This is a genomic window from Stenotrophomonas oahuensis (assembly GCF_031834595.1).
Classification (GTDB): Bacteria; Pseudomonadota; Gammaproteobacteria; order Xanthomonadales; family Xanthomonadaceae; genus Stenotrophomonas; species Stenotrophomonas oahuensis.
The window spans coordinates 3071974-3090988 of sequence record NZ_CP115541.1; the positions used below are offsets into that span (position 1 = coordinate 3071974).

General features: G+C 66.7%; 16 protein-coding genes. 12 read left to right on the plus strand and 4 right to left on the minus strand.

The window, feature by feature from the left end:
- Positions 1-3: 3 nt before the first annotated feature.
- The 4 genes from PDM29_RS13670 to ubiM all read left to right on the plus strand — a co-directional run bounded on the left by PDM29_RS13670 (position 4) and on the right by ubiM (position 3511).
- Positions 4-1146, plus strand: a complete 1143-nt coding sequence (locus PDM29_RS13670) for a COG3904 family protein (protein WP_311193787.1) — start codon at positions 4-6, stop codon at positions 1144-1146.
- Between the two features lie 58 nt (positions 1147-1204).
- Positions 1205-1759: a DUF4019 domain-containing protein gene (locus PDM29_RS13675; protein WP_311190653.1), complete on the plus strand. Its 555-nt coding sequence runs from the start codon at positions 1205-1207 to the stop codon at positions 1757-1759.
- Positions 1760-1792: 33 nt separating this feature from the next.
- A complete protein-coding gene (locus PDM29_RS13680) occupies positions 1793-2194 on the plus strand; it encodes an MAPEG family protein (protein ID WP_311190654.1) in 402 nt (133 codons plus the stop codon).
- 87 nt (positions 2195-2281) lie between these two features.
- A complete protein-coding gene (gene ubiM / locus PDM29_RS13685) occupies positions 2282-3511 on the plus strand; it encodes a 5-demethoxyubiquinol-8 5-hydroxylase UbiM (RefSeq protein ID WP_311190655.1) in 1230 nt (409 codons plus the stop codon).
- Between the two features lie 108 nt (positions 3512-3619).
- Here the strand turns inward: ubiM and PDM29_RS13690 are convergent, their stop codons facing one another.
- Entirely contained in the window at positions 3620-3847 is a 228-nt protein-coding gene (locus tag PDM29_RS13690; protein ID WP_311190656.1) for an RNA-binding S4 domain-containing protein, read from the minus strand.
- A 268-nt stretch (positions 3848-4115) separates the two neighbouring features.
- On the opposite strand from PDM29_RS13690, the gene PDM29_RS13695 reads away from it, so the two are divergent.
- The 5 genes from PDM29_RS13695 (at position 4116) to PDM29_RS13715 (ending at position 12347) form a co-directional block, all read left to right on the plus strand.
- Positions 4116-6047: a DEAD/DEAH box helicase gene (locus tag PDM29_RS13695; RefSeq protein WP_311190657.1), complete on the plus strand. Its 1932-nt coding sequence runs from the start codon at positions 4116-4118 to the stop codon at positions 6045-6047.
- A gap of 240 nt (positions 6048-6287) precedes the next feature.
- Positions 6288-8711 carry a putative bifunctional diguanylate cyclase/phosphodiesterase gene (locus PDM29_RS13700; protein ID WP_311190658.1) on the plus strand — a complete coding sequence of 808 codons (2424 nt, stop codon included), beginning with the start codon at positions 6288-6290 and terminating at the stop codon, positions 8709-8711.
- Positions 8712-8834: 123 nt separating this feature from the next.
- A complete protein-coding gene (locus PDM29_RS13705) occupies positions 8835-10424 on the plus strand; it encodes a sensor domain-containing diguanylate cyclase (RefSeq protein ID WP_311190659.1) in 1590 nt (529 codons plus the stop codon).
- Between the two features lie 45 nt (positions 10425-10469).
- Positions 10470-11192 (plus strand): pseudouridine synthase, encoded by a 723-nt coding sequence (locus PDM29_RS13710; RefSeq protein ID WP_311190660.1) that lies wholly within the window; start codon positions 10470-10472, stop codon positions 11190-11192.
- Between the two features lie 87 nt (positions 11193-11279).
- Complete coding sequence (locus PDM29_RS13715; protein WP_311190661.1) at positions 11280-12347, plus strand: GGDEF domain-containing protein; 1068 nt, start codon at positions 11280-11282, stop codon at positions 12345-12347.
- 142 nt (positions 12348-12489) lie between these two features.
- Here PDM29_RS13715 and PDM29_RS13720 read toward each other — a convergent pair whose 3' ends face one another.
- Positions 12490-13437: a DMT family transporter gene (locus tag PDM29_RS13720; RefSeq protein WP_311190662.1), complete on the minus strand. Its 948-nt coding sequence runs from the start codon at positions 13435-13437 to the stop codon at positions 12490-12492.
- Between the two features lie 37 nt (positions 13438-13474).
- Here PDM29_RS13720 and PDM29_RS13725 point away from each other — a divergent pair, with 37 nt between their 5' ends.
- Positions 13475-14098 carry a Pr6Pr family membrane protein gene (locus PDM29_RS13725; protein WP_311190663.1) on the plus strand — a complete coding sequence of 208 codons (624 nt, stop codon included), beginning with the start codon at positions 13475-13477 and terminating at the stop codon, positions 14096-14098.
- A gap of 7 nt (positions 14099-14105) precedes the next feature.
- Here PDM29_RS13725 and PDM29_RS13730 read toward each other — a convergent pair whose 3' ends face one another.
- Both PDM29_RS13730 and PDM29_RS13735 read right to left on the minus strand, forming a co-directional pair.
- Complete coding sequence (locus PDM29_RS13730; protein WP_311190664.1) at positions 14106-14921, minus strand: DUF72 domain-containing protein; 816 nt, start codon at positions 14919-14921, stop codon at positions 14106-14108.
- A complete protein-coding gene (locus PDM29_RS13735; protein WP_311190665.1) occupies positions 14918-15352 on the minus strand; it encodes a VOC family protein in 435 nt (144 codons plus the stop codon). The genes PDM29_RS13730 and PDM29_RS13735 overlap by 4 nt, the downstream gene beginning before the upstream one ends.
- A 123-nt stretch (positions 15353-15475) precedes the next feature.
- On the opposite strand from PDM29_RS13735, the gene PDM29_RS13740 reads away from it, so the two are divergent.
- Both PDM29_RS13740 and smrA read left to right on the plus strand, forming a co-directional pair.
- Entirely contained in the window at positions 15476-17044 is a 1569-nt protein-coding gene (locus PDM29_RS13740) for a serine hydrolase (RefSeq protein ID WP_311190666.1), read from the plus strand.
- Positions 17045-17118: 74 nt separating this feature from the next.
- The gene (smrA, locus tag PDM29_RS13745; protein ID WP_311190667.1) at positions 17119-18954 is read left to right on the plus strand and encodes a multidrug efflux ABC transporter SmrA; all 1836 of its coding nucleotides are present in this window, start codon (positions 17119-17121) and stop codon (positions 18952-18954) included.
- The last annotated feature ends 61 nt before the right edge of the window (positions 18955-19015 follow it).

Sequence of the window (19015 nt, forward strand, 5' to 3'; positions counted from 1 at the left end):
ATGTTGCTCAAGTCGTGGGGATTGCCGTTGCTGTGTCTGGGGCTGGCGGCCTGCAGCCAGTTGGAGAACCCGGGCAACGTGACCGCCGCCGAGAAGGCCGCGCGGGCACCGGCAGTGGATGGCAACAACATGGTGTCGATCAACGCCGCCGACGCGCCGCCGGCGGTGCCACCACCGCCGCGCAAGGGCGAGCAGGGCTGGCCCGAGGTGGCTCTGGAAAACGGCAAGGCCTGGATCAGCTGCGATACCGACTACGCCGCAGACGCCGGTGACGGGGTGGCGCTGGAGGCACTGGATCGCGCCAGCCTGGATGCGGCCATCGCCCCCTGCGCCGAACGCGGCCTGCTGCGCCTGCGCTATGTGGGCAAGATCAATCCAGGCTTCTCTGAGCTGGTGGCCCGTACCGCGCTGGTGGCCGAGGCGCAGCGCATCCAGAGCCGCATTCTGGATCTGGATTCCAGTGGCGGTCAGGTCGAGGCGGCGATCGTGGCCGGCGACCGCATCGGTGAATCGCGCTGGACCATCTGGGTACGCGAAGGTTCGGTCTGCCACAGCGCCTGCGTGTTCGTGCTGGCGGCGGGCGACAACCGACTGGTGGCTGGCAAGGTAGGCATCCACCGGATGATGCGGATCAGCTCCAAGGCCACCTCGCGTGCGGAGCTCAACCGCGAACTCCAGGAGGTCTATGACAACGTCAAGGACTACCTGCAGCGCAACGGCGTGGCGGTCGGCGTGGCCGACCTGATGATGACCGTCCCCAACCGCAGCCTGCGCCTGCTCAGCGCCGATGAACTGCGCCAGTTCGGGCTGGACGGCACCAATGCGGTGCAGGACGACCTGGAGCGGATCAAGCAGATGCGCAAGTGCGGCGACGACTTTGTGCGCCGCAAGGATGCGTTCCTGGTCGCTTTCGACCAGGAGTGCAAGCGCGAGGGCAGCGAGCTGGAAGCGGTCACCGCGTGTGGGCAGGCCCTGAAGCAGCGCTTCGGCTTCCCGGATGAAACCTGCCCGGCGGAAAGCCCGCTGTCGGAGATCGACGTCTCGACCCTGCTGCCGTCGCCGACCAGCAAGTCGCAGGACCCGCTGGCCGAGCGCACCGCCAGTGAAGCGGCGCAGCCGGCAGCCGAGGCCGCCGAGCGCAACTGACGGCGTGCTAACGCAGGTGGCTTAGACTCTGGCTACCTTTCACTTGGATGGTGAACCGATGCGTGTTTCGTTGCTGCTGTCGCTCCTGCTTCCCGTTGCCGCGCTGGCCCAGACGCCAGCCCCGGCCACTCCCGCACCGGCCCCGGCGCGCCCGGCCCCGTCCGCGCCTTCAGCCGCCGCACCGGCGACTGCGGCCACGCCAGCGCGTCCTGCACTGACCCCGGCGCAGCAGAAGCAGGTCAAGGAACAGGACGACCAGCTCAGCGCCGCGGCCCGCCAGATTGCAGTGCTGGTGGACAGCAACCGTGCTGCCGAGGCCTGGAAAGGCGCATCGGCGGTGGCCCGCAAGGCGGTGCCCGAGCAGACCTTCGTCAATCAGCTGGCCGCAGACCGCAAACGCCTGGGGGCACTGACCTCGCGCGGCCAGCCGGTGGTGACGCGGGTGAAGTACGGTCCGGGTTCGACTGTGCCGGAGGGCCTGTACATCAACGTCAGCTTCCCGACCCAGTTCGCAAACAGCTCACAGCCGGTGCGCGAGCTGGTCTCATTCCGTCTGGACGACGACAAGGTCTGGCGCCTGGCCGGCTACAGCGTGCGTGCTGCTGCGCCCTGATCAACGCTGCATTCCGTGATTGAAGGAGGCGTCATGGGGACTGAAGTGCAGATGCTGGGCTGGTCGATCGTGCTGGGTCTGGTCCAGCTGCTGGTTGCCGATTTCGCGGTCACCCGCGAGCGCGGGCTGGCCTGGAACGTGTCTGCCCGCGACGGCGAGGCACCGCCGCCGGGCAAGGTGGCCGCGCGCCTGCTGCGGGTGCAGGCCAACTTCATGGAAACCTTCCCGTTCTTTGCCGCGGCCGTGCTGGCCGTGGTGCTGACCCAGCGCCAGGACGGGCTGACGGCCCTGGCGGCGCAGGTCTATTTCTGGGCGCGACTGGTGTATGTGCCGCTATATGCCGCAGGCATTCCGGTGCTGCGCAGCGCGGTGTGGATGGTCTCGCTGGCTGGGATCGTGCTCATGGTGTGGGCGCTGCTGCGCGACCTGGGGTGAACGCGGGCGAACCCGGCTGATCCAGATCAAGGGCATGGGTCGGGCAGGGCGGTAAGCTCAATGCAGACACGTCATCAGGATGGACTCATGCCGGATACCGCAACCCAGGCGCAGGGCGCGCACGACACCCCCGCAACCGCACCGGTCGAACCGGTCGACGTGCTGGTGGTGGGGGCAGGGCCGGCGGGCCTGTGCTTCGCGCGCGCGCTGGCTGGCAGCGGCCTGAGCGTGACCCTGGTCGAGCAGCAGCCACGCGCGGCACTGGCCGACGCCGCCTTTGACGGCCGCGAAATCGCGCTGACCCATGCCTCACGTCGCATCCTGGAACAGCTGGGGGTGTGGGAACGGCTGGACCCGGCGGAGATCTCCGACCTGCGCGACGCGCGGGTCATGGACGGCAGTTCGGCCTTCGCGCTGACCTTTTCCGCCGACCAGCAGCAAGGCGATGCACTCGGCTGGCTGGTGCCCAACCACCTGATCCGCCGTGCCGCCTGGGACAGCGTGCAAGGCCAGACCGGCCTGCAGCTGATTGACCAGACCAGCGTGCGCGAAGTCGTGCCCGGTCCGGCCCACAGCATGGTCACCCTCAGTGACGGCCGCTGCCTGCACGCCCGCCTGGTGGTGGCCGTTGACAGCCGCTTCTCGGCCACCCGCCGGTTGCTCGGCATTGGCGCGAAGCTGCGTGATTTCGGCAAATCCATGCTGGTCTGCCGCATGCAGATCGAAGTGCCGCACCAGCACACCGCGTGGGAGTGGTTCGGCTACGGGCGCACCATGGCGCTGCTGCCGCTCAATGGCGATCTGGCCTCGGCCGTCATCACCCTGCCGCCGCGTCAGATTGCCGAGCTGATGGCGCTGGACGAGGACAGCTTCGGAGCCCGTATCAGCACCCTGTTCGAGTACCGCCTGGGCAACATGAAGCCGGTGGCCAAGCCGATTGCCTATCCGCTGGTCGGGGTATTTGCGAATGCCTTCGTGGGCGAGCGCTGCGCGCTGATCGGCGATGCCGCGGTGGGCATGCACCCGGTCACCGCGCATGGCTTCAACCTGGGCCTGCAAAGCCAGGATCGGCTGGCTGCAGTGCTGCGCACGGCGGCAGAACGCGGCACAGATATCGCCGCACCGTCAGGCTTGGACCGCTATGAGCGCGGCCACCGGCTGGCGGCACGCCCGTTGTATGAAGCCACCAATGCCATCACGGCCCTGTATACCGATGACCGACTGCCGGCGCGCGTGCTGCGCCGCGCCGGACTTCGGCTGGCGCAGGGCGTGGTGCCGTTCAGGAAGCTGATCGCCGCGCACCTCACCCAACGTTGACGGGTCACGACCAACGGTCGTGACCTACCGACCGCATGTCCCATCTGGCGTATCGAATGCCCCACCGGTAGGTGACGACCGTTGGTCGTCACACGCCGCAGGCGGGCTTTACGCCTCGGGATCGGCCAACACGTTGATGACCGTGTCGCCGAACTGCACCTGCTGGCCCGCGCGGATCTTGCAGGCCTTGCGCAGTTCCACCTGGCCATCCACCAGCACCTGACCGTCGCCGATCAGCATCTTGGCCTCGCCACCGCTGGTCACCAGGTCCGCCAGTTTGAGCAGTTGCTTGAGTTCGACGTACTCGCCGTCCAGATCAAATTCGAGGGTCTGCATGCAGCGGGTATCCTGTGAAGAGGCGCAGCGGTAGCGCCGGGCCGGAAGAGGGCGCGTATTGTGCGTCAGCAGGCGGCGCAGCGGCATCCCTGCCGGAATCTGTATACGTTGTTCAGGAACGATGCGGTATCATGCCGGCCTGAGCGAGTGAATTCTCCTCCAACCGAGCAGCGCCAGGGCACGCGATAAGAAAGGGCGCCCAAAGCGCGGACCATCACCTTTTTTTATCGCACTGCCCTGTAAGACGGCAGTGCCTTTGGAGTTTTCCATGTCCCAAGAAACCCCCGCGCCGCTGCTGTTTGCAGACCTCGGCCTGTCCGATGCTGTGATGCAGGCGGTCGCTGCCGTCGGCTATGAAACCCCGTCGCCGATCCAGGCCGCCACCATCCCGGCGATGCTGGAAGGCCGCGACGTGCTGGGCCAGGCCCAGACCGGTACCGGCAAGACCGCTGCGTTTGCGCTGCCGGTGCTGTCCAATCTGGACTTCAACCAGACCAAGCCGCAGGTGCTGGTACTGGCCCCGACCCGCGAACTGGCCATCCAGGTCGCCGAAGCTTTCCAGACCTATTCGGCCAAGATTCCGGGCTTCCGCGTGCTGCCGGTGTACGGCGGCCAGCCGTACGGCCAGCAGCTGTCGGCCCTGCGCCGCGGTGTCCACGTGGTGGTGGGTACCCCCGGCCGCGTGATCGACCACCTGGATCGCGGCACCCTGGACCTGTCCGAGCTGAAGACCCTGGTGCTGGACGAAGCCGATGAAATGCTGCGCATGGGCTTCATCGACGATGTCGAAGCGGTGCTGAAGAAGCTGCCGGAGACCCGCCAGGTGGCCCTGTTCTCGGCCACCATGCCGCCGCAGATCCGCCGCATCGCGCAGACCTATCTGCAGAATCCGGCCGAAGTCACCATCGCCGCCAAGACCACCACCTCGGCCAACATCCGCCAGCGCTACTGGTGGGTGAGCGGCATGCACAAGCTCGATGCGTTGACCCGCATCCTGGAAGTTGAGCCGTTCGACGCGATGATCATCTTCGCGCGGACCAAGGCCGGTACCGAAGAACTGGCGGAAAAGCTGCAGGCCCGCGGTCTGGCTGCGGCTGCCATCAACGGCGACATGCAGCAGGCCCAGCGCGAGCGCACCATTGGCCAGCTCAAGGAAGGCAAGCTGGACATCCTGGTGGCCACCGACGTGGCCGCGCGCGGTCTGGACGTGGAACGCATCAGCCACGTGCTGAACTACGACATTCCGTACGACACCGAAAGCTATGTGCACCGTATTGGCCGTACCGGCCGTGCGGGGCGCACCGGCGATGCGATCCTGTTCGCGACCCCGCGTGAGAAGGGCATGCTGCGCGCCATCGAGCGCGCCACCCGCCAGCCCATCGAGGAAATGCAGCTGCCGAGCGTGGACGCGGTCAACGACACCCGCGTGAACAAGTTCATGAGCCGCATCAGCGACGCGCTGGCGGACGGCAACATCGACTTCTACCGCGACCTGCTGCAGCGCTTTGAGGGCGAACACAATGTGCCGGCGATCGACATTGCCGCCGCGCTGGCCAAGCTGCTGCAGGGCGATTCGCCGTTCCTGCTGACCCCGCCGGTGCGTGGTGCGCGTGAAGACCGCGCTCCGCGCGAGCGCCATGATCGTGCCGACCGCGGTGAGCGCCCGGCGCGCTTTGAGCCGCGCTTCGAACGTGGCCCGCGCCGCGATGACGACCGCGCTGCCCGCGGCCCGCGTCCGGAAGGTGACTTTGGCCAGAACGACGGTGGTTTCGAGCGCGCTCCGCGTCGCGATATCGCCCCGCGCGGTGCGCCGGAAGCCGGCATGGAAACCTTCCGTATCGAAGTGGGCCATGTGCACGGCGTCAAGCCGGGCAACATCGTCGGCGCGATCGCCAACGAAGCCGGTCTGGAAAGCCGCTTCATCGGCCGCATCGATATTCACGATGACTTCTCCGTGTTGGACCTGCCGGCCGAGATGCCCAGCGACCTGCTGACCCACCTGAAGAAGGTGTGGGTGTCGGGCCAGCAGCTTCAGATGCGCCGCGTGGAGCCGGGTGAAGACCTGACCCCGTCGTCGCGTCCGCCGGCCCGGCCGAAGTTCGGGCGCGGCCCGGGCAAGCCGGGCGGCCACCGCGGTGGCCCGGGCGGCAACGACCGCCCACCGCGTCGCGACGGCTTCAAGCCGCGCGGTCCGCGCTGACCCGGTAGGTGCCGACCACATGTCGGCACACCGCTCCGGTAGGTGCCGACCGTTGGTCGGCACACATTGAAAAACGCCAGTCCTCCGGGCTGGCGTTTTTCGTTCAGCCCGTTTTCGCACCACCTCAACACGCCCGGACATAGCCTCAGCGCTGTATGGCGTGCTTGGGAGGGCGGGCAGGCGTCGGCGGGCGCAGGCCAGCCTGGAATCGCAACCAGCGACGACAGGACAGGAGGGCGCATGCTGGGAAGCGGTAACAGAGAGGGAGGTGGCAACGCGGTACCGCAGGTGACAAAGGGGCTGACTCTGCGGTTCGTGCTGTTGACCGGAATGGCGATCGGACTGGTCGGCATCTCCGCGCTGATCCAGGAACTGCAGGCGGCATCCACGGCGTGGATCGTCGGGCAGAGCCATTGGTCGCGCGGGCAGCAGCGCGCCACGTTTTCGTTGGCGCGCTACATCGAATCGGGAAATCCGGCCAATCTGGCTGACGCCCGCGCCGCCCTGGCGGTGCCACTGGGCGACCTGGACGCGCGCCTGGCCATGGAGCAGGAAAACCTGGACCGGGAACGGGCGCGCCAGGGCCTGCTGCGCGGACACAACACCCCTGCCGACGCCGAACGCCTGATCCTGTCGTTCCGCTATCTGGGTGGCATGAGCTACTTCCGCGACGCGGTGCAGTTCTGGAGGCGCACTGATCATGGGCTCCTGCAGCTGCAGCAGATGGCCGATACCGCCGAGGCCATGCACCAGGCGGGCGGCATGCCGCCGGAAGTACGTCAGGCGATGCTGCTGCATCTGCAGGCGCTCGATCGCAGCCTGCAGGCGCATGCCAATGCGTACTCGCAGTCGCTGCTCAACACCGCGTCGATCGTGCGCATCACCACCTTGATCGTCGGCGGTCTGTCGGTGCTGCTGATCACCGTGGTGGCGGCGCTGCTTGCGCGCCGCGTACGCAACGACCTGATCGAGAAGGAAAGCCGCTTTCGCGCCGCGTTCTACCAAGCCACCATCGGCATGCTCAAGCTGGATGTGGAAGGCCGCATCGTCGAGGCCAACCAGAGCGCCGCGGACATGCTGGGCTACCGGCGCGACATCCTGATCGGCATGACCCTGCCTGAGCTGCTGGTGGAAGGTGAACTGGTGCAGAGCTCAAACGGAGCCATCGACTGGCCCCAGCAGCTGCGCCCGGCCGAGCTGCGCTTCCGTCGCGCCGACGGCAGCCTGTTGTGGGGGCGCAGCAGTGGCACGCTGGTACAGGCCCCCAACCGGCCGACGCGGGTCTTCGCGATGATTGAAGATGTGTCGCAGAACCATGCGCTGGCCCGTGAGGTGGAGCACCAGGCCAGCCACGACCCGCTGACCGGCCTGATCAACCGCCGCGAGATCGAGCGGCGGCTGGAGCAGGCGCTGCTGAACGTCCGCAGCCACGGTGGCGTGCACAGCCTGTGCTACATCGACCTGGACTACTTCAAACTGGTCAATGATGGGCTTGGCCATGCGGCAGGCGATCAGCTGCTGCGCAGCCTGTCCGAGTACCTGGTGGGCGCGGTGCGCGATGGCGACTGGGTCGGCCGCATGGGCGGCGACGAGTTCGCCCTGTTCCTCGCGCATGCCGGCCAGGAAGATGCACGCCAGGTGCTGCAACGGGTGATGCGTTCGTTGGGCCAGGCCGGCGCAGTACAGGGCGAAGGCGCGCCGCAGGTGCGCTGCAGCGTCGGCGTGGTCGAGATCACCGCTGATGTGGCCGATGTGAACTGGCTGATGAGCGCCGCCGACAGTGCCTGCTACGCCGCCAAGCAGGCGGGCCGCAACCGCGTTCACTTCTACAACGAGACCCGGGAGGCGCTGGAAGAGCGGCGGCGGGAAGCCGAGCGCCTGGCCCGTGTGTCGGCGGCCATGGCCGAGAACCGCATGCTGCTGTTCGCGCAGCGCATTGTCTGGCGAGATGATCCTGCGTTCCTGCATTACGAGGTGCTGGTGCGTCTGCGCGGGCGCGATGGCCAACTGCACAGCCCCGGCGAGTTCATGCCGGCGGTGGAGCGCTATGGCATGGGCATGGCACTGGATCGGCACGTGCTGGGCCTGTTGTTCCGCCACCTGCAGGTCTGCCCCGGGCATGTGCAGCGGTTGGGACTGTGCAACGTGAACGTGTCGGCGCAGTCGATCACGGAACCCAGCTTCCTGGCCTATGTGAGCGACCTGCTCGAGCGCAATCGTGGACTGGCCCGGAAGCTGTGCTTCGAAGTCACCGAAACCGCGGCGATCAGCAACCTGGAACAGGCCCGCAGTTTCGTCGAGGCAGTGAAGGCGCGAGGCTGCCGGGTGGCGCTGGATGACTTTGGTTCCGGCCTGTCCTCGTTCGGTTACCTGCGCCAGCTGCCGGCGGACATGCTGAAGATCGACGGCGTGTTTGTGCGCGACATGGACATGGATCCGGTCAGCCGGGCCACGGTTCGAGCCATTACCGAAATCGGCCGCGAACTGCACATGACCGTGGTGGCCGAATGGGTGGAGTCGGACGAGGTGGCCGACCAGCTGCAGGCGCTGGGGGTGGACGGGCTGCAGGGGTACGCGGTGGAGCGGCCGATGGCGCTGGAAAAAATGACCCAGTCGGCGTTGTGGGCAGCCCGTGGCGATGCGGCGCAGCAGAACTTGCGATAATGGTCACCGGGGACGGCACGCGCAGGGTGTGTCGGCAGCAGGCGGGGCCGTGGTGTGAGGACAGGAATGGTGGGGTTCAAGCAAGGCAGGCAGGGGCCACCCGGCCTGGTCTGGCTTCTTTTCATGCTCACCCTGCTGGTGCCGCTACAGGCTTTCGCGCATGCCCCGGAGCCCGGGCGCGATGTGCTGCTGCTCGGCGCGGCTACGGACGAGCAGACGCCACAGCGGGCGTGTTCTCCCGAGGTGCTGGCCCGCCACCAGGAAATTCTCGAGGTTCCAGCACCGGCAGAAGGCTGGTCCGGCCAGCCGCAGGCGGTCGACGTGTTCGGCGTGTTCACCGGCGAAGTGCGGATCAGCCACGGTGACCGCCAGATCTGCGGCAACATGCATGATGCCCGCACCCGGGATTCCCGTTTCCGCGCCGGCATCGGCATGGTGGTGGTGCCCAAGGCCGGTGATCATGAACCGATCGTGGTGTCCTGGACCACACCACTGAAGCCGTACTGGGTGCCCACGGTGCGCCTCGGCGCACCCAGCCCGGTCCAGCAGAACGACACCGCACGCCTGCTGGTTCGGGTGTCCTGCATCGCGGTGGCGATCGCATTGGCGCTCTCGGCGTTGATGGGCTACGTCACCGCCAAAGACCGCTCTTTCCTGATCTATGTCGCGGTGTGCCTGGTGTTCGTGCTGTGGCAGTCAGTGCTGGGCGGGTTGAGCGGCTATCCGGAGCCGTGGTTGCCGGTCTACGAAAGCGCCTCGTGGTGGCTGATCGCGCTCAGCGCGGTCACCCTGGGAATTCTGCTGCCGGTGCTGTGGCGGCTCAATGGCGGCGACCGCCTGTGGCCGCGCTCGCGGCTGGGACAGCAGCTGGTGCTGTGGGCCGGCGTCGCCACGGCCCTGTTCGTGCCGTGGTTCGGCGTGAGCGGACTGATCTGGCTGTCGGATGTGTTGGAGCACGTGTTCCAGCTGGGCCTGCTGGTCTGCCTTGGGGTCGGGCTATGGGCACTGCGCCGCCGTGACTATTACGCCCTGGCCGGCCTGTCGGCGCTGCTGCCCTGGTGGGTGATGATGCTGGCCGACCTGGTTCAGGCGCAGTGGCTGATCGCCTACCGGATCGAGGCGCTGCAGCTGTCTGCCACCTGGTTCCTGATGATGTCGGCCTATGCGCTCAACCTGCGTCTGGGCCGGCTGCGCCAGCAGCGCGATGAGATGCGGCAGCTGGCGGATACCGATGGCCTGACCGGTCTGCCCAACCGCCGTGCCGGCCTGCGCCTGCTTGCCCGGCATCTGGAGCGGCCGGCGCACGAACAGCAGTCGCTGGCGATCGGCTTCCTTGACATCGACCTGTTCAAGGACATCAATGACCGGTTCGGTCATGAAGCCGGCGACCGCGTGCTGGTCGCGGTAGCGCGCGCGTTGCGAACGGCGGTGCGCGCGCAGGACCAGGTGGTTCGCATGGGCGGCGAGGAGTTCCTGATCCTGTTGCCGGGTGCCAATCGCGCCGCAGCCCTGTCGCGGCTGGAAAGCGTGCGCCAGCAGGTGGCAGCGGTGTCGCCTTCACTAGCGCTGGACGGGCTGGCACTGACCGCCAGCATTGGGCTGGCGGTGTGGCAGCCCGGTCGCGACGATCTGGCCGGACTGCTGCGCCGCGCCGACCACGCGATGTACAGCGCAAAGCGCGCCGGTCGCAACCAGGTCTACGACGGCGGGTGACATGGCGTCATGCCCGGCAGCGCGGTTTTCCCGGATAATGGCGGGATGACCACCCGACTCAACAAACACATCGCCGAAACCGGCTTCTGTTCCCGGCGTGAAGCCGACCGCCTGATCGGCGAACGCCGCGTCACCGTCAACGGCATCGCCGCCGGCACCGGCGCGGTGGTCGGTGAAGGCGACGTCGTCCTCGTCGACGGCCAGCCGCTGCGCGCCCGCGAGGCGAAGAAGGGCGGCGGCCGCCGCCACGTCTACATCGCGCTGAACAAGCCGGTGGGCGTGACCTGCACCACCGAAAGCGCGGTCAAGGGCAACATCGTCGACTTCGTCGGCCACGAACAGCGCATCTTCCCGATTGGCCGGCTGGACAAGGATTCGGAAGGCCTGATCCTGATGACCAGCAATGGCGACATCGTCAACCAGATCCTGCGCGCCGAGAACGGCCACCAGAAGGAGTACCTGGTGGCGGTGAACAAGCCCGTTACCGACGAATTCCTGCGCGGCATGGCCCGCGGCGTCCGCATCCACAACGAAACCACCTTGCCGTGCCGGACCTCGCGCATCGCCAAGTTCGGCTTCCGTATCATCCTCGAGCAGGGCCTGAACCGGCAGATCCGCCTGATGGCCGCCGCCTTCGGCTACCGGGTCACCCAGCTGCGCCGGGTGCGCATCGACAACATCAAGATCGGCGCGCTCAAGCCGGGCCAGTGGCGCAACCTGACCGATGCCGAGTTGAAGGGTCTGCTGCCCAAACAGCTGGACTGGTAAGCCCGTGGTCGACGTGCACGGGGCGCTCACGCTCCGTCACGCGATTCGGACTAGACTGCCGCCAGCTCCCGGATTTCGACCCGCTGCATGATCAAGCCCGAGAAGCCTTCCAACGAGGCGCTGCGCCTGGACGCGCTGTACCGTTACCGCATCCTCGACACCGACAAGGAGAAATCCTTCGAGGACCTGGTCACCATCGCCAAGGCGGTGTGCGGCACGTCCATGGCCGCGGTAACCCTGATCGATGCCGAGCGGCAGTGGTTCAAGTCCATCCAGGGCACCGAGGCGGCGGAACTGCCGCGTGCTGAATCGATGTGTGGTCACGCCATCCTGCAGCCGCAGCAGGTGATGGTGATCGAGGATGCGCGCGTTGACGAACGTTTCCACGACAACCCCATTGTCACCGGCGCACCGCATGTGCGCTTCTACGCCGGTGCGCCGCTGATCAGCAACGAAGGTTATCCGCTGGGCACACTGTGCGTGTTCGACCCGCAGCCGCACCAGTTGGATACCGACCAGACCGAGGCGCTGGCGGCGTTGTCGCGGCAGGTGATGCTGGTGATGGAACTGCGCCGCTTCGCCCAGGACATCCAGAGCCACATGCTGGAGCGCGAGGACTACGAGCGGCTGCTCAACGAGTATCACGACCTGCTGCTGGCGCAGAACGCCGATCTGGCCGAACAGAGCCGCACCGACGTACTGACCGGCCTGCCCAACCGCCGCGCCATGTCGGTGGCGCTGGAGGCCTCGCTGCTGGACGCCGATGGCCAGCCGCGGCAGACCGCCGTGGCGCTGGTGGACATCGATCACTTCAAGCAGATCAATGACCTCCACGGCCATGCCACCGGCGACCGCGTGCTGGCCGAACTGGGCGTGCTGTTGCGCGCGCATTTCTCCGGACGGGGCATGGCGGCGCGTTACGGTGGCGAGGAGTTCGTGGTGCTGATGCCCGACACCGACCTGCGCACCGCCGAACTGCAGTGCGACTTCCTGCGCATGGCGGTGGCGGAGCTGCCGTTGGGCTTCCCGGTCACCATCAGCATCGGCGTGGCCGCGCACAAGGCCGGCGACAACGTCGACCAGACTGTGTCCCGCGCCGACGCCGCGCTGTACCAGGCCAAGCGCAGCGGCCGCGATCGCGTGGAAGTTGCGTAGAGCCGGGCTTGTCCGGCTGAACCACCCGGATGGTCGGGCAGCCGGGCAAGCCGCGCCTCCATAGAAATACAGCCGCATGTCTAATGAACGCGTCGCCACGCGCCCGGATATCAAATCACCGACATGTAGAGCCGTGTCGACCTTACTCCGCGATGTTCCGCGCCTCAGCCGTCCCCAGAATCTCCGGATGCTGCACCGGCTTGCGGCGGTTCAACAGCGGATGCAGGAACACGGCACCGACGATGATAGCCACGCCGGCATACAACAGCGGGGTAAGTTCGCGCTGCTCGCTCAGCAGCACCATTGCCAGCAGGATGGCGTAGACCGGTTCCAGGTTGGTCACCAGCTGCACCGTGTACGCGCTCAGATGGCGTAGTGCCACCAGCGCCAAGGCGAACGGCAGCAATGTGCAGACGCCGGCAAGGGTCAACAGCAACAGGCTGTCGCGCAGGTCGGGCAAGACCCACAACGGGCTGGCCAGCGCAGGCAGCAGGAAGGGAAGCAGGGGAGCCAGCAGGGTCAAAGTGAGCGTGCCCGCACCCAGCTCCACGGCGGTGACGGTGAGCGGGTCGGCATGGCTCACCAGACGCTTGTTGAGCGAGCCGAAGACGGCCACCAGCAGCGCTGACAGCGCGCCCACCAGCACGCCCAGGCGCATGCCATCGGGCACGCCGCCGACCACCAGCGCCACACCCGGCAGCACGGCGATGCCGAACGCCAGCTCGCGCAGCTGGAACGGGCGCTTGGCCACCCACGGTTCGATCACCGCGGTGAATACCGGGGCCAGCGCGATGCACGTCGCCGCCACCGAGGCATTGGCCAGTTTCGCCGCGCCATAGAACGTGAGCCAGTGCAGCGCGACCAGTGCGCCGACCCCGCAATAACCGGCGAGCAGGGCAGGGGAGAGCTGGCGCAGGCCGCGCCAGACCCGGGGCAGCAGCGCCAGCATGGCCACCACCAGCAGCATGCGCCACCACACCAGGGGCAGCGCGGGCAGGCTGATCAGGACGCCGAGGATGGCCGTGATGCCCCACAACAGCACACAGAAATGGATTTGCAGCAGCGCTTTGCGGGTATCGGTCATCGGCATGCGAGTATTGTGCGCGTTAACCTTCGCGAGGAACACCATGCGCGCACCTTCCACCGTGGCCCGATCTCTGGCCGGGCTGACCGCCCTGGTCGCCTTGTTGTCGCTGGTGCTGCAGTTCGTGCTGTTGATGCCTGCCGGCAGCGATCCTGGCGGTGTGGGCAGTGCGGCGTGGCGCTTCCTGGGGTATTTCACCGTTCTCAGCAACATCGGCGTGGCCATCGTCTGTGTAGCGCGTGCCAGCGGCGATGCGGGCGGTGTGGCCGGTCCCGGTCCGCGCGCAGCGGTGGCGTTGTACATCGCCATCACCGGGCTGGTCTACGTGCTGCTGCTGCGCACGCTCTGGCACCCGCAAGGGCTGCAGTGGTGGGCCGACATCGGCCTGCATTACGCGGTCCCGGTGCTCTACCTGCTGGGCTGGGTGCTGGGCGAGCATGGCGGGCTGCACTGGCGGCAACTGCTGCTCGCGTTGCTGGTGCCGGTGGTCTACCTGGCGTGGGCGCTGCTGCTGGGGCAGCGCACCGGGCAGTATCCCTATCCGTTCCTGGACTGGCCGGTGCTGGGGTGGAAGGGCTTTCTGGGCAACGTGGCGACGATGGCGCTGGCCTTCACTGCGTTCGGCGCGCTGCTCTGGAAAGTGGATCAGAGTATGTCCCGGCGCTGACCGGCGGTTACCCGCCCACGCTGCGCAACTGGTCGCGCAGCGCCATTGCCGCACCGGGATTGCGTTTCTTCGCGGCACCGATGAACAGGATGTAGACCTCGCGCGAGGCTGCGAAGGCCACCTCGTGGCCGAGATGCGGCAGGTCGGGATTGTCCTCGCCGCGCGCCCAGCGCATCGCACGCAGCGCCCATTGTTCGAGCTCGCGTTGCGGGTAACCGGCGCGCAGGTTGGCGCGTGACTGCATCAGCCGCGCATAGATGAAGGGGCCGGTGGGGTCGGCATGGCTGGGATAGTCCGTCGAGCCGCTGTACACCAACGCCACGCGATGGGCGCGCGCCACCGCGATCAGCTCGGGGGTCCACGCGCTGGGATTGCGCACCTCAAGCGCATGCTGCAGCACGCGTCCCTCCGCCTCGCGTGGCAGGCTTTCCAGCAGACGGTCGAATTCCTGTGCTCCGGCCGGGTGCTGCTCGCCGAACTGCCAGACCAGGGGGCCAAGCCGATCCTGCAGGGTGGTAATCCCCTCGATGAAGCCATCGGCACGTGTGGCGACTGCAGCGAGGTCATGCCCCTGGATGAGGCTGCGCGGAACTTTGGCCGAGAAACGGAAACCCGGCGGTGTCTGTTCGCGCCATTGCGCGTACACCGCAGGCTTCTGTGCGCGGTAGAACGTGCTGTTGATCTCGATGCAGCCCAGATGCGCGGCCGCATGCGCCAGTTCATCGCGCTGTGGCAGCCCGACCGGGTAGAACGTTCCGCCGCGCCATTCTGGAAACACCCAGCCGCCGATTCCGGTGCGGATGGTGCCGGCGGCGGCCGTCATGCCGTCGGATGCCCGGGCTGCCATGAGTCATAGCTGCCAAACCACCACAGGTGACCTTCCAGATCACGGCAGGCATAGCCACGGCCGCCGTAATCCTGGTCGGCGATATCGATCACCACCTTGGCTCCCGCCGCGACCGCGCGGGCGTAGTGCGCGTCCGGGTCGTCCACGATCACGCAGGGGCTCTGGGTTTCGCGACCGTCGATCTCGTCCGGCTGGACGACCAGTTTTCCCCATTCGCCGCCGTTGTCGACCGACCCCAGCATCACCATGCCGCCGCCGTAGACCAGTTGGGCGTGGTAGACGATGGCACCGTCGGCGTACACCGCCTGCGGCTTGAAATCGAAGGCCTGTTCCAGCCAGGCGATGGCCGCATGGGCATCGCGGTAGCGCAGGCAGGGAATGATGGCACTGGCTGCAGGGACGGTCATGGCGGCAACTCCGGACGGGCTTCTGGCACAGGCGAGGGTGCGGCGGGGCGCGTTACCATTCTGCGAAAAGGGGGCGCTGAATGCGGCCTCGACATTCCGGTTACAGCTCCGTGGAGACACTGCTTGAACACATCATGGATTGGAGGCGTCGTGCTGCTGGCGTGCGCACCTTTGACATCGGCCGCCGCGCCGACTGAACTGGAATCCCGGCTGGAGGCCACGGTGGAGCGTGTGCGTGACCAGTTCGATGTGCCCGGCGTAGCGGTGGCGGTGGTCAAGGATGGGCAGGTGGTCCTGGAACGTGGCTTCGGCGTGCGTGAACAGGGCAAGCCGGACCCGGTCCAGGCCGACACCCTGTTCGCCATCGCGTCCAATACCAAGGCGTTCACTGCCACCTCGCTGAACCTGCTGGCCGAGCAGGGCAAGCTGAAGATGGACGACCGGGTGATCGACCACCTGCCGTCGTTCCGCATGTCCGACCCGTATGTCACCGGCGAGATGCGCATCCGCGACCTGCTTGCCCACCGCAGTGGACTCAGCCTGGGTGCGGGTGACCTGCTGTTCTGGCCGACCACCACCTACAGCAATGCTGAAGTGGTGCAGCGCCTGGGCAAGGTGCCGCTGAAGGCGGGCTTCCGTGACCGCTACGCCTACGACAACATTCTGTATGCCGTCGCACAGCAGGTGATCGAGCAGGTGTCGGGACAGTCCTATGCGGACTTCCTGCAGCAGCACATCTTCACCCCGGTCGGGATGAGTGGCACCCGCTACAACGCTGACCATCTGCGTGCCGGCGACAAGGCGGCGGTGGGGCATGCCAAGTACGACTTCAGCGACCTGCGTACGGTGGCACCGCTGACCTGGTCCAACAACGCCGGTGCCGGCGGCATCTACTCCAGCGTGCATGACATGGCACGCTGGATGAAGGTGCAGTTGGCGCAGGGCGTGATGGAAAACGGCACCCCGCTGTTCACCCCCAAGACCCAGCAGGCGATGTGGCAGGTGATCACCCCGCAGGTGGTGGCCGAACCCGCTGTGCCGGAACTGGCCGCGGCAAAGCCGAACTTCGCCGGTTACGGCGAAGGCTGGAGCCTGAGCGACTTCCGCGGGCAGAAGCTGGTGTGGCACACCGGTGGCTGGCCGGGCATGGTGTCGCGGGTCACCCTGGTGCCGGAACAGAAGCTGGGCATCGTCGTGCTGACCAACCAGGAAGTCGGCGCTGCGTTCAATGCGATCACGCTGGACGTGCTGGACGCCTATCTGAAGCCGCAGACGCCCACCGACTGGGTGGCCGCCTACGCTGCGGCCGTGGCCAAGGCGCAGGACAAGGCCGACGAAGGTTGGGCCGCGCACCAGGCCGCGCGCGATCCGAAGTCGAAACCGTCACTGCCGCTGGCGAAGTACGCTGGCCGTTATCGGGATGCATGGTATGGCGACGTGCATGTTGAAACCGCCAACGGTGGCCTGCGCCTGCGCTTCGACAAGACCGAGCAGCTGTTGGGCCGGTTGGAGCACTGGCAGCACGATACCTTCATTGTGCGCTGGGACGATCGTTCGCTGAATGCCGATGCCTTTGTCAATTTCAGCCTGGACCCGGATGGCAAGGTGCGCGAGGTGCGTATGCAGGCGATTTCGTCGTTGACCGACTTCAGTTTTGATTTCCAGGATCTGGTGTTGGTGCCTGCTCCGTGAAGGTGGGCTAAGGTTGCCGGGCATGGCCCGGCACTACAATGACCGGCCGCAGCAGTGTTGTTGGAGATGACAGGATGTTCCGCTGGTTCGAATCGCTGATTCCGGTGTTCCCGCCGGTGGATGCGCGCATGCCGCCGCGCAATGTGGCGGCGTTCTATCTGTACTACCTGCGCCCGGTGTGGCCGGTGCTGCTGGCCACGCTGGTGGCCGGCCTGCTGCTGGCGCTGGTGGAAGTGGCGATGTTCGATTTCCTCGGCCGTATCGTCGACATGGTCAGCGAACAGCCAGATGCCAGCTTCTTCACGCGGCATGCCGACACCCTGCTGTGGATGGCGGCGATCACCCTGGTCGCCCGGCCGGTGCTGGTCGGCCTGCACAACCTGCTGGTCAACCAGGCCATCGTGCCCGGGCTGAGCAACCGCTCGCGCTGGCTGATGCACAACTATGTGGTGCGCCAGAGCCTGTCGTTCTTCCAGAATGATTTTGCCGGCAGCATGGCCAACCGGGTGATGCAGACCGGTACTTCGCTGCGCGAATCGGCCGTGCAGATGGTCGACTCGCTCTGGTACATCGTGGTTTACACCGGCACCGCGCTGTATCTGTTCGCCCAGGCTGACTGGCGCTTGATGATTCCGCTGGTGCTGTGGCTGGCGGCCTACGTGGTGATCATGTGGGTGTTCGTGCCGCGTGCGAAAGAACGCGCCTGGATCGCCTCGGAAGCGCGATCCAAGGCGATGGGGCGGATCGTCGATGGCTACACCAATATCCCCACCCTGAAGTTGTTCGCGCATGGCGGACGCGAACAGGCGTACGTGGCCGAGGCCATCGAAGAGCTGGCGGTGAAGCATCGCCGCCAGACCCGGGTCACCACCGGCATGGACCTGACCATCGCCATCGTCAACGGCTTCCTCATTGCCGGGACCTGTGGGTTGGCGCTGTGGCTGTGGAGCCGCGGCGACATCACCGTGGGCGCGATCACCTTGGCGACGGGGTTGGTGATCCGCATCCACAACATGTCCGGCTGGATCATGTGGACCATCAACGGCATCTTCGAGGACATCGGCACGGTGCAGGACGGCATCACCACCATTGCCCAGCCGCTGACCGTGCAGGATCGGGCCGACGCGGTGCCGCTGCAGGTCACTGCCGGCGGTGTGCGCTTCGAGGACATCCACTTCCACTACGGCAAGAAGGGAGGGGTGATTGCCGGGCTGAACCTGGAGGTGAAGCCGGGCGAGAAAATCGGCCTGGTCGGCCCCTCCGGTGCCGGCAAGTCAACCCTGGTCAACGTGCTGCTGCGCCTGTACGACCTGGAGAGCGGGCACATCCGCATTGATGGCCAGGACATCGCCGCAGTCACCCAGGAAAGCCTGCGCCGACAGATCGGCGTGGTCACCCAGGACACCTCGCTGCTGCATCGCTCGATCCGTGACAACCTGCTGTACGGTCGCCCGGATGCCACGGAAGACGAATTGCGTGCGGCCGTCGCCAAGGCCCGTGCCGATGCGTTCATCGAGACGCTGCGCGATGGCGAAGGACGTACCGGTTATGACGCGCATGTGGGCGAGCGCGGGGTGAAGCTGTCTGGTGGTCAGCGTCAACGCATCGCCATTGCCCGCGTACTGCTCAAGGACGCCCCCATCCTGGTGCTGGACGAAGCGACCTCGGCGCTGGATTCGGAAGTGGAGGCGGCGATCCAGGACAGCCTGGATGAGCTGATGGGTGGCAAGACCGTGATTGCGATTGCGCACCGGTTGAGCACGATTGCACGGATGGACCGGCTGGTCGTGATGGATCAGGGCCGGATTGTGGAAACCGGCACGCATGCCGAGCTGATTGCCGCTGGCGGGCTGTATGCGCGGTTGTGGGCCCGCCAGACCGGTGGCTTTGTGGCGGCGGACGGGGATTGATAGGCCGTTCGGCACCGCGTGGACACGCATGGCGTGTCCCTACGGGTCGCCCGACCAAGGA

Bases quoted from the DNA above. Each gene is read 5' to 3' on its own strand.
- PDM29_RS13675 (WP_311190653.1), top strand. From the start codon at position 1,205: ATGCGTGTTTCGTTGCTGCTGTCGCTCCTGCTTCCCGTTGCCGCGCTG.
- PDM29_RS13680 (WP_311190654.1), top strand. From the start codon at position 1,793: ATGGGGACTGAAGTGCAGATGCTGGGCTGGTCGATCGTGCTGGGTCTG.
- ubiM (WP_311190655.1), top strand. From the start codon at position 2,282: ATGCCGGATACCGCAACCCAGGCGCAGGGCGCGCACGACACCCCCGCA.
- PDM29_RS13690 (WP_311190656.1), bottom strand. From the start codon at position 3,847: ATGCAGACCCTCGAATTTGATCTGGACGGCGAGTACGTCGAACTCAAG.
- PDM29_RS13695 (WP_311190657.1), top strand. From the start codon at position 4,116: ATGTCCCAAGAAACCCCCGCGCCGCTGCTGTTTGCAGACCTCGGCCTG.
- PDM29_RS13700 (WP_311190658.1), top strand. From the start codon at position 6,288: ATGCTGGGAAGCGGTAACAGAGAGGGAGGTGGCAACGCGGTACCGCAG.
- PDM29_RS13705 (WP_311190659.1), top strand. From the start codon at position 8,835: ATGCTCACCCTGCTGGTGCCGCTACAGGCTTTCGCGCATGCCCCGGAG.
- PDM29_RS13710 (WP_311190660.1), top strand. From the start codon at position 10,470: ATGACCACCCGACTCAACAAACACATCGCCGAAACCGGCTTCTGTTCC.
- PDM29_RS13715 (WP_311190661.1), top strand. From the start codon at position 11,280: ATGATCAAGCCCGAGAAGCCTTCCAACGAGGCGCTGCGCCTGGACGCG.
- PDM29_RS13720 (WP_311190662.1), bottom strand. From the start codon at position 13,437: ATGCCGATGACCGATACCCGCAAAGCGCTGCTGCAAATCCATTTCTGT.
- PDM29_RS13725 (WP_311190663.1), top strand. From the start codon at position 13,475: ATGCGCGCACCTTCCACCGTGGCCCGATCTCTGGCCGGGCTGACCGCC.
- PDM29_RS13730 (WP_311190664.1), bottom strand. From the start codon at position 14,921: ATGACGGCCGCCGCCGGCACCATCCGCACCGGAATCGGCGGCTGGGTG.
- PDM29_RS13735 (WP_311190665.1), bottom strand. From the start codon at position 15,352: ATGACCGTCCCTGCAGCCAGTGCCATCATTCCCTGCCTGCGCTACCGC.
- smrA (WP_311190667.1), top strand. From the start codon at position 17,119: ATGTTCCGCTGGTTCGAATCGCTGATTCCGGTGTTCCCGCCGGTGGAT.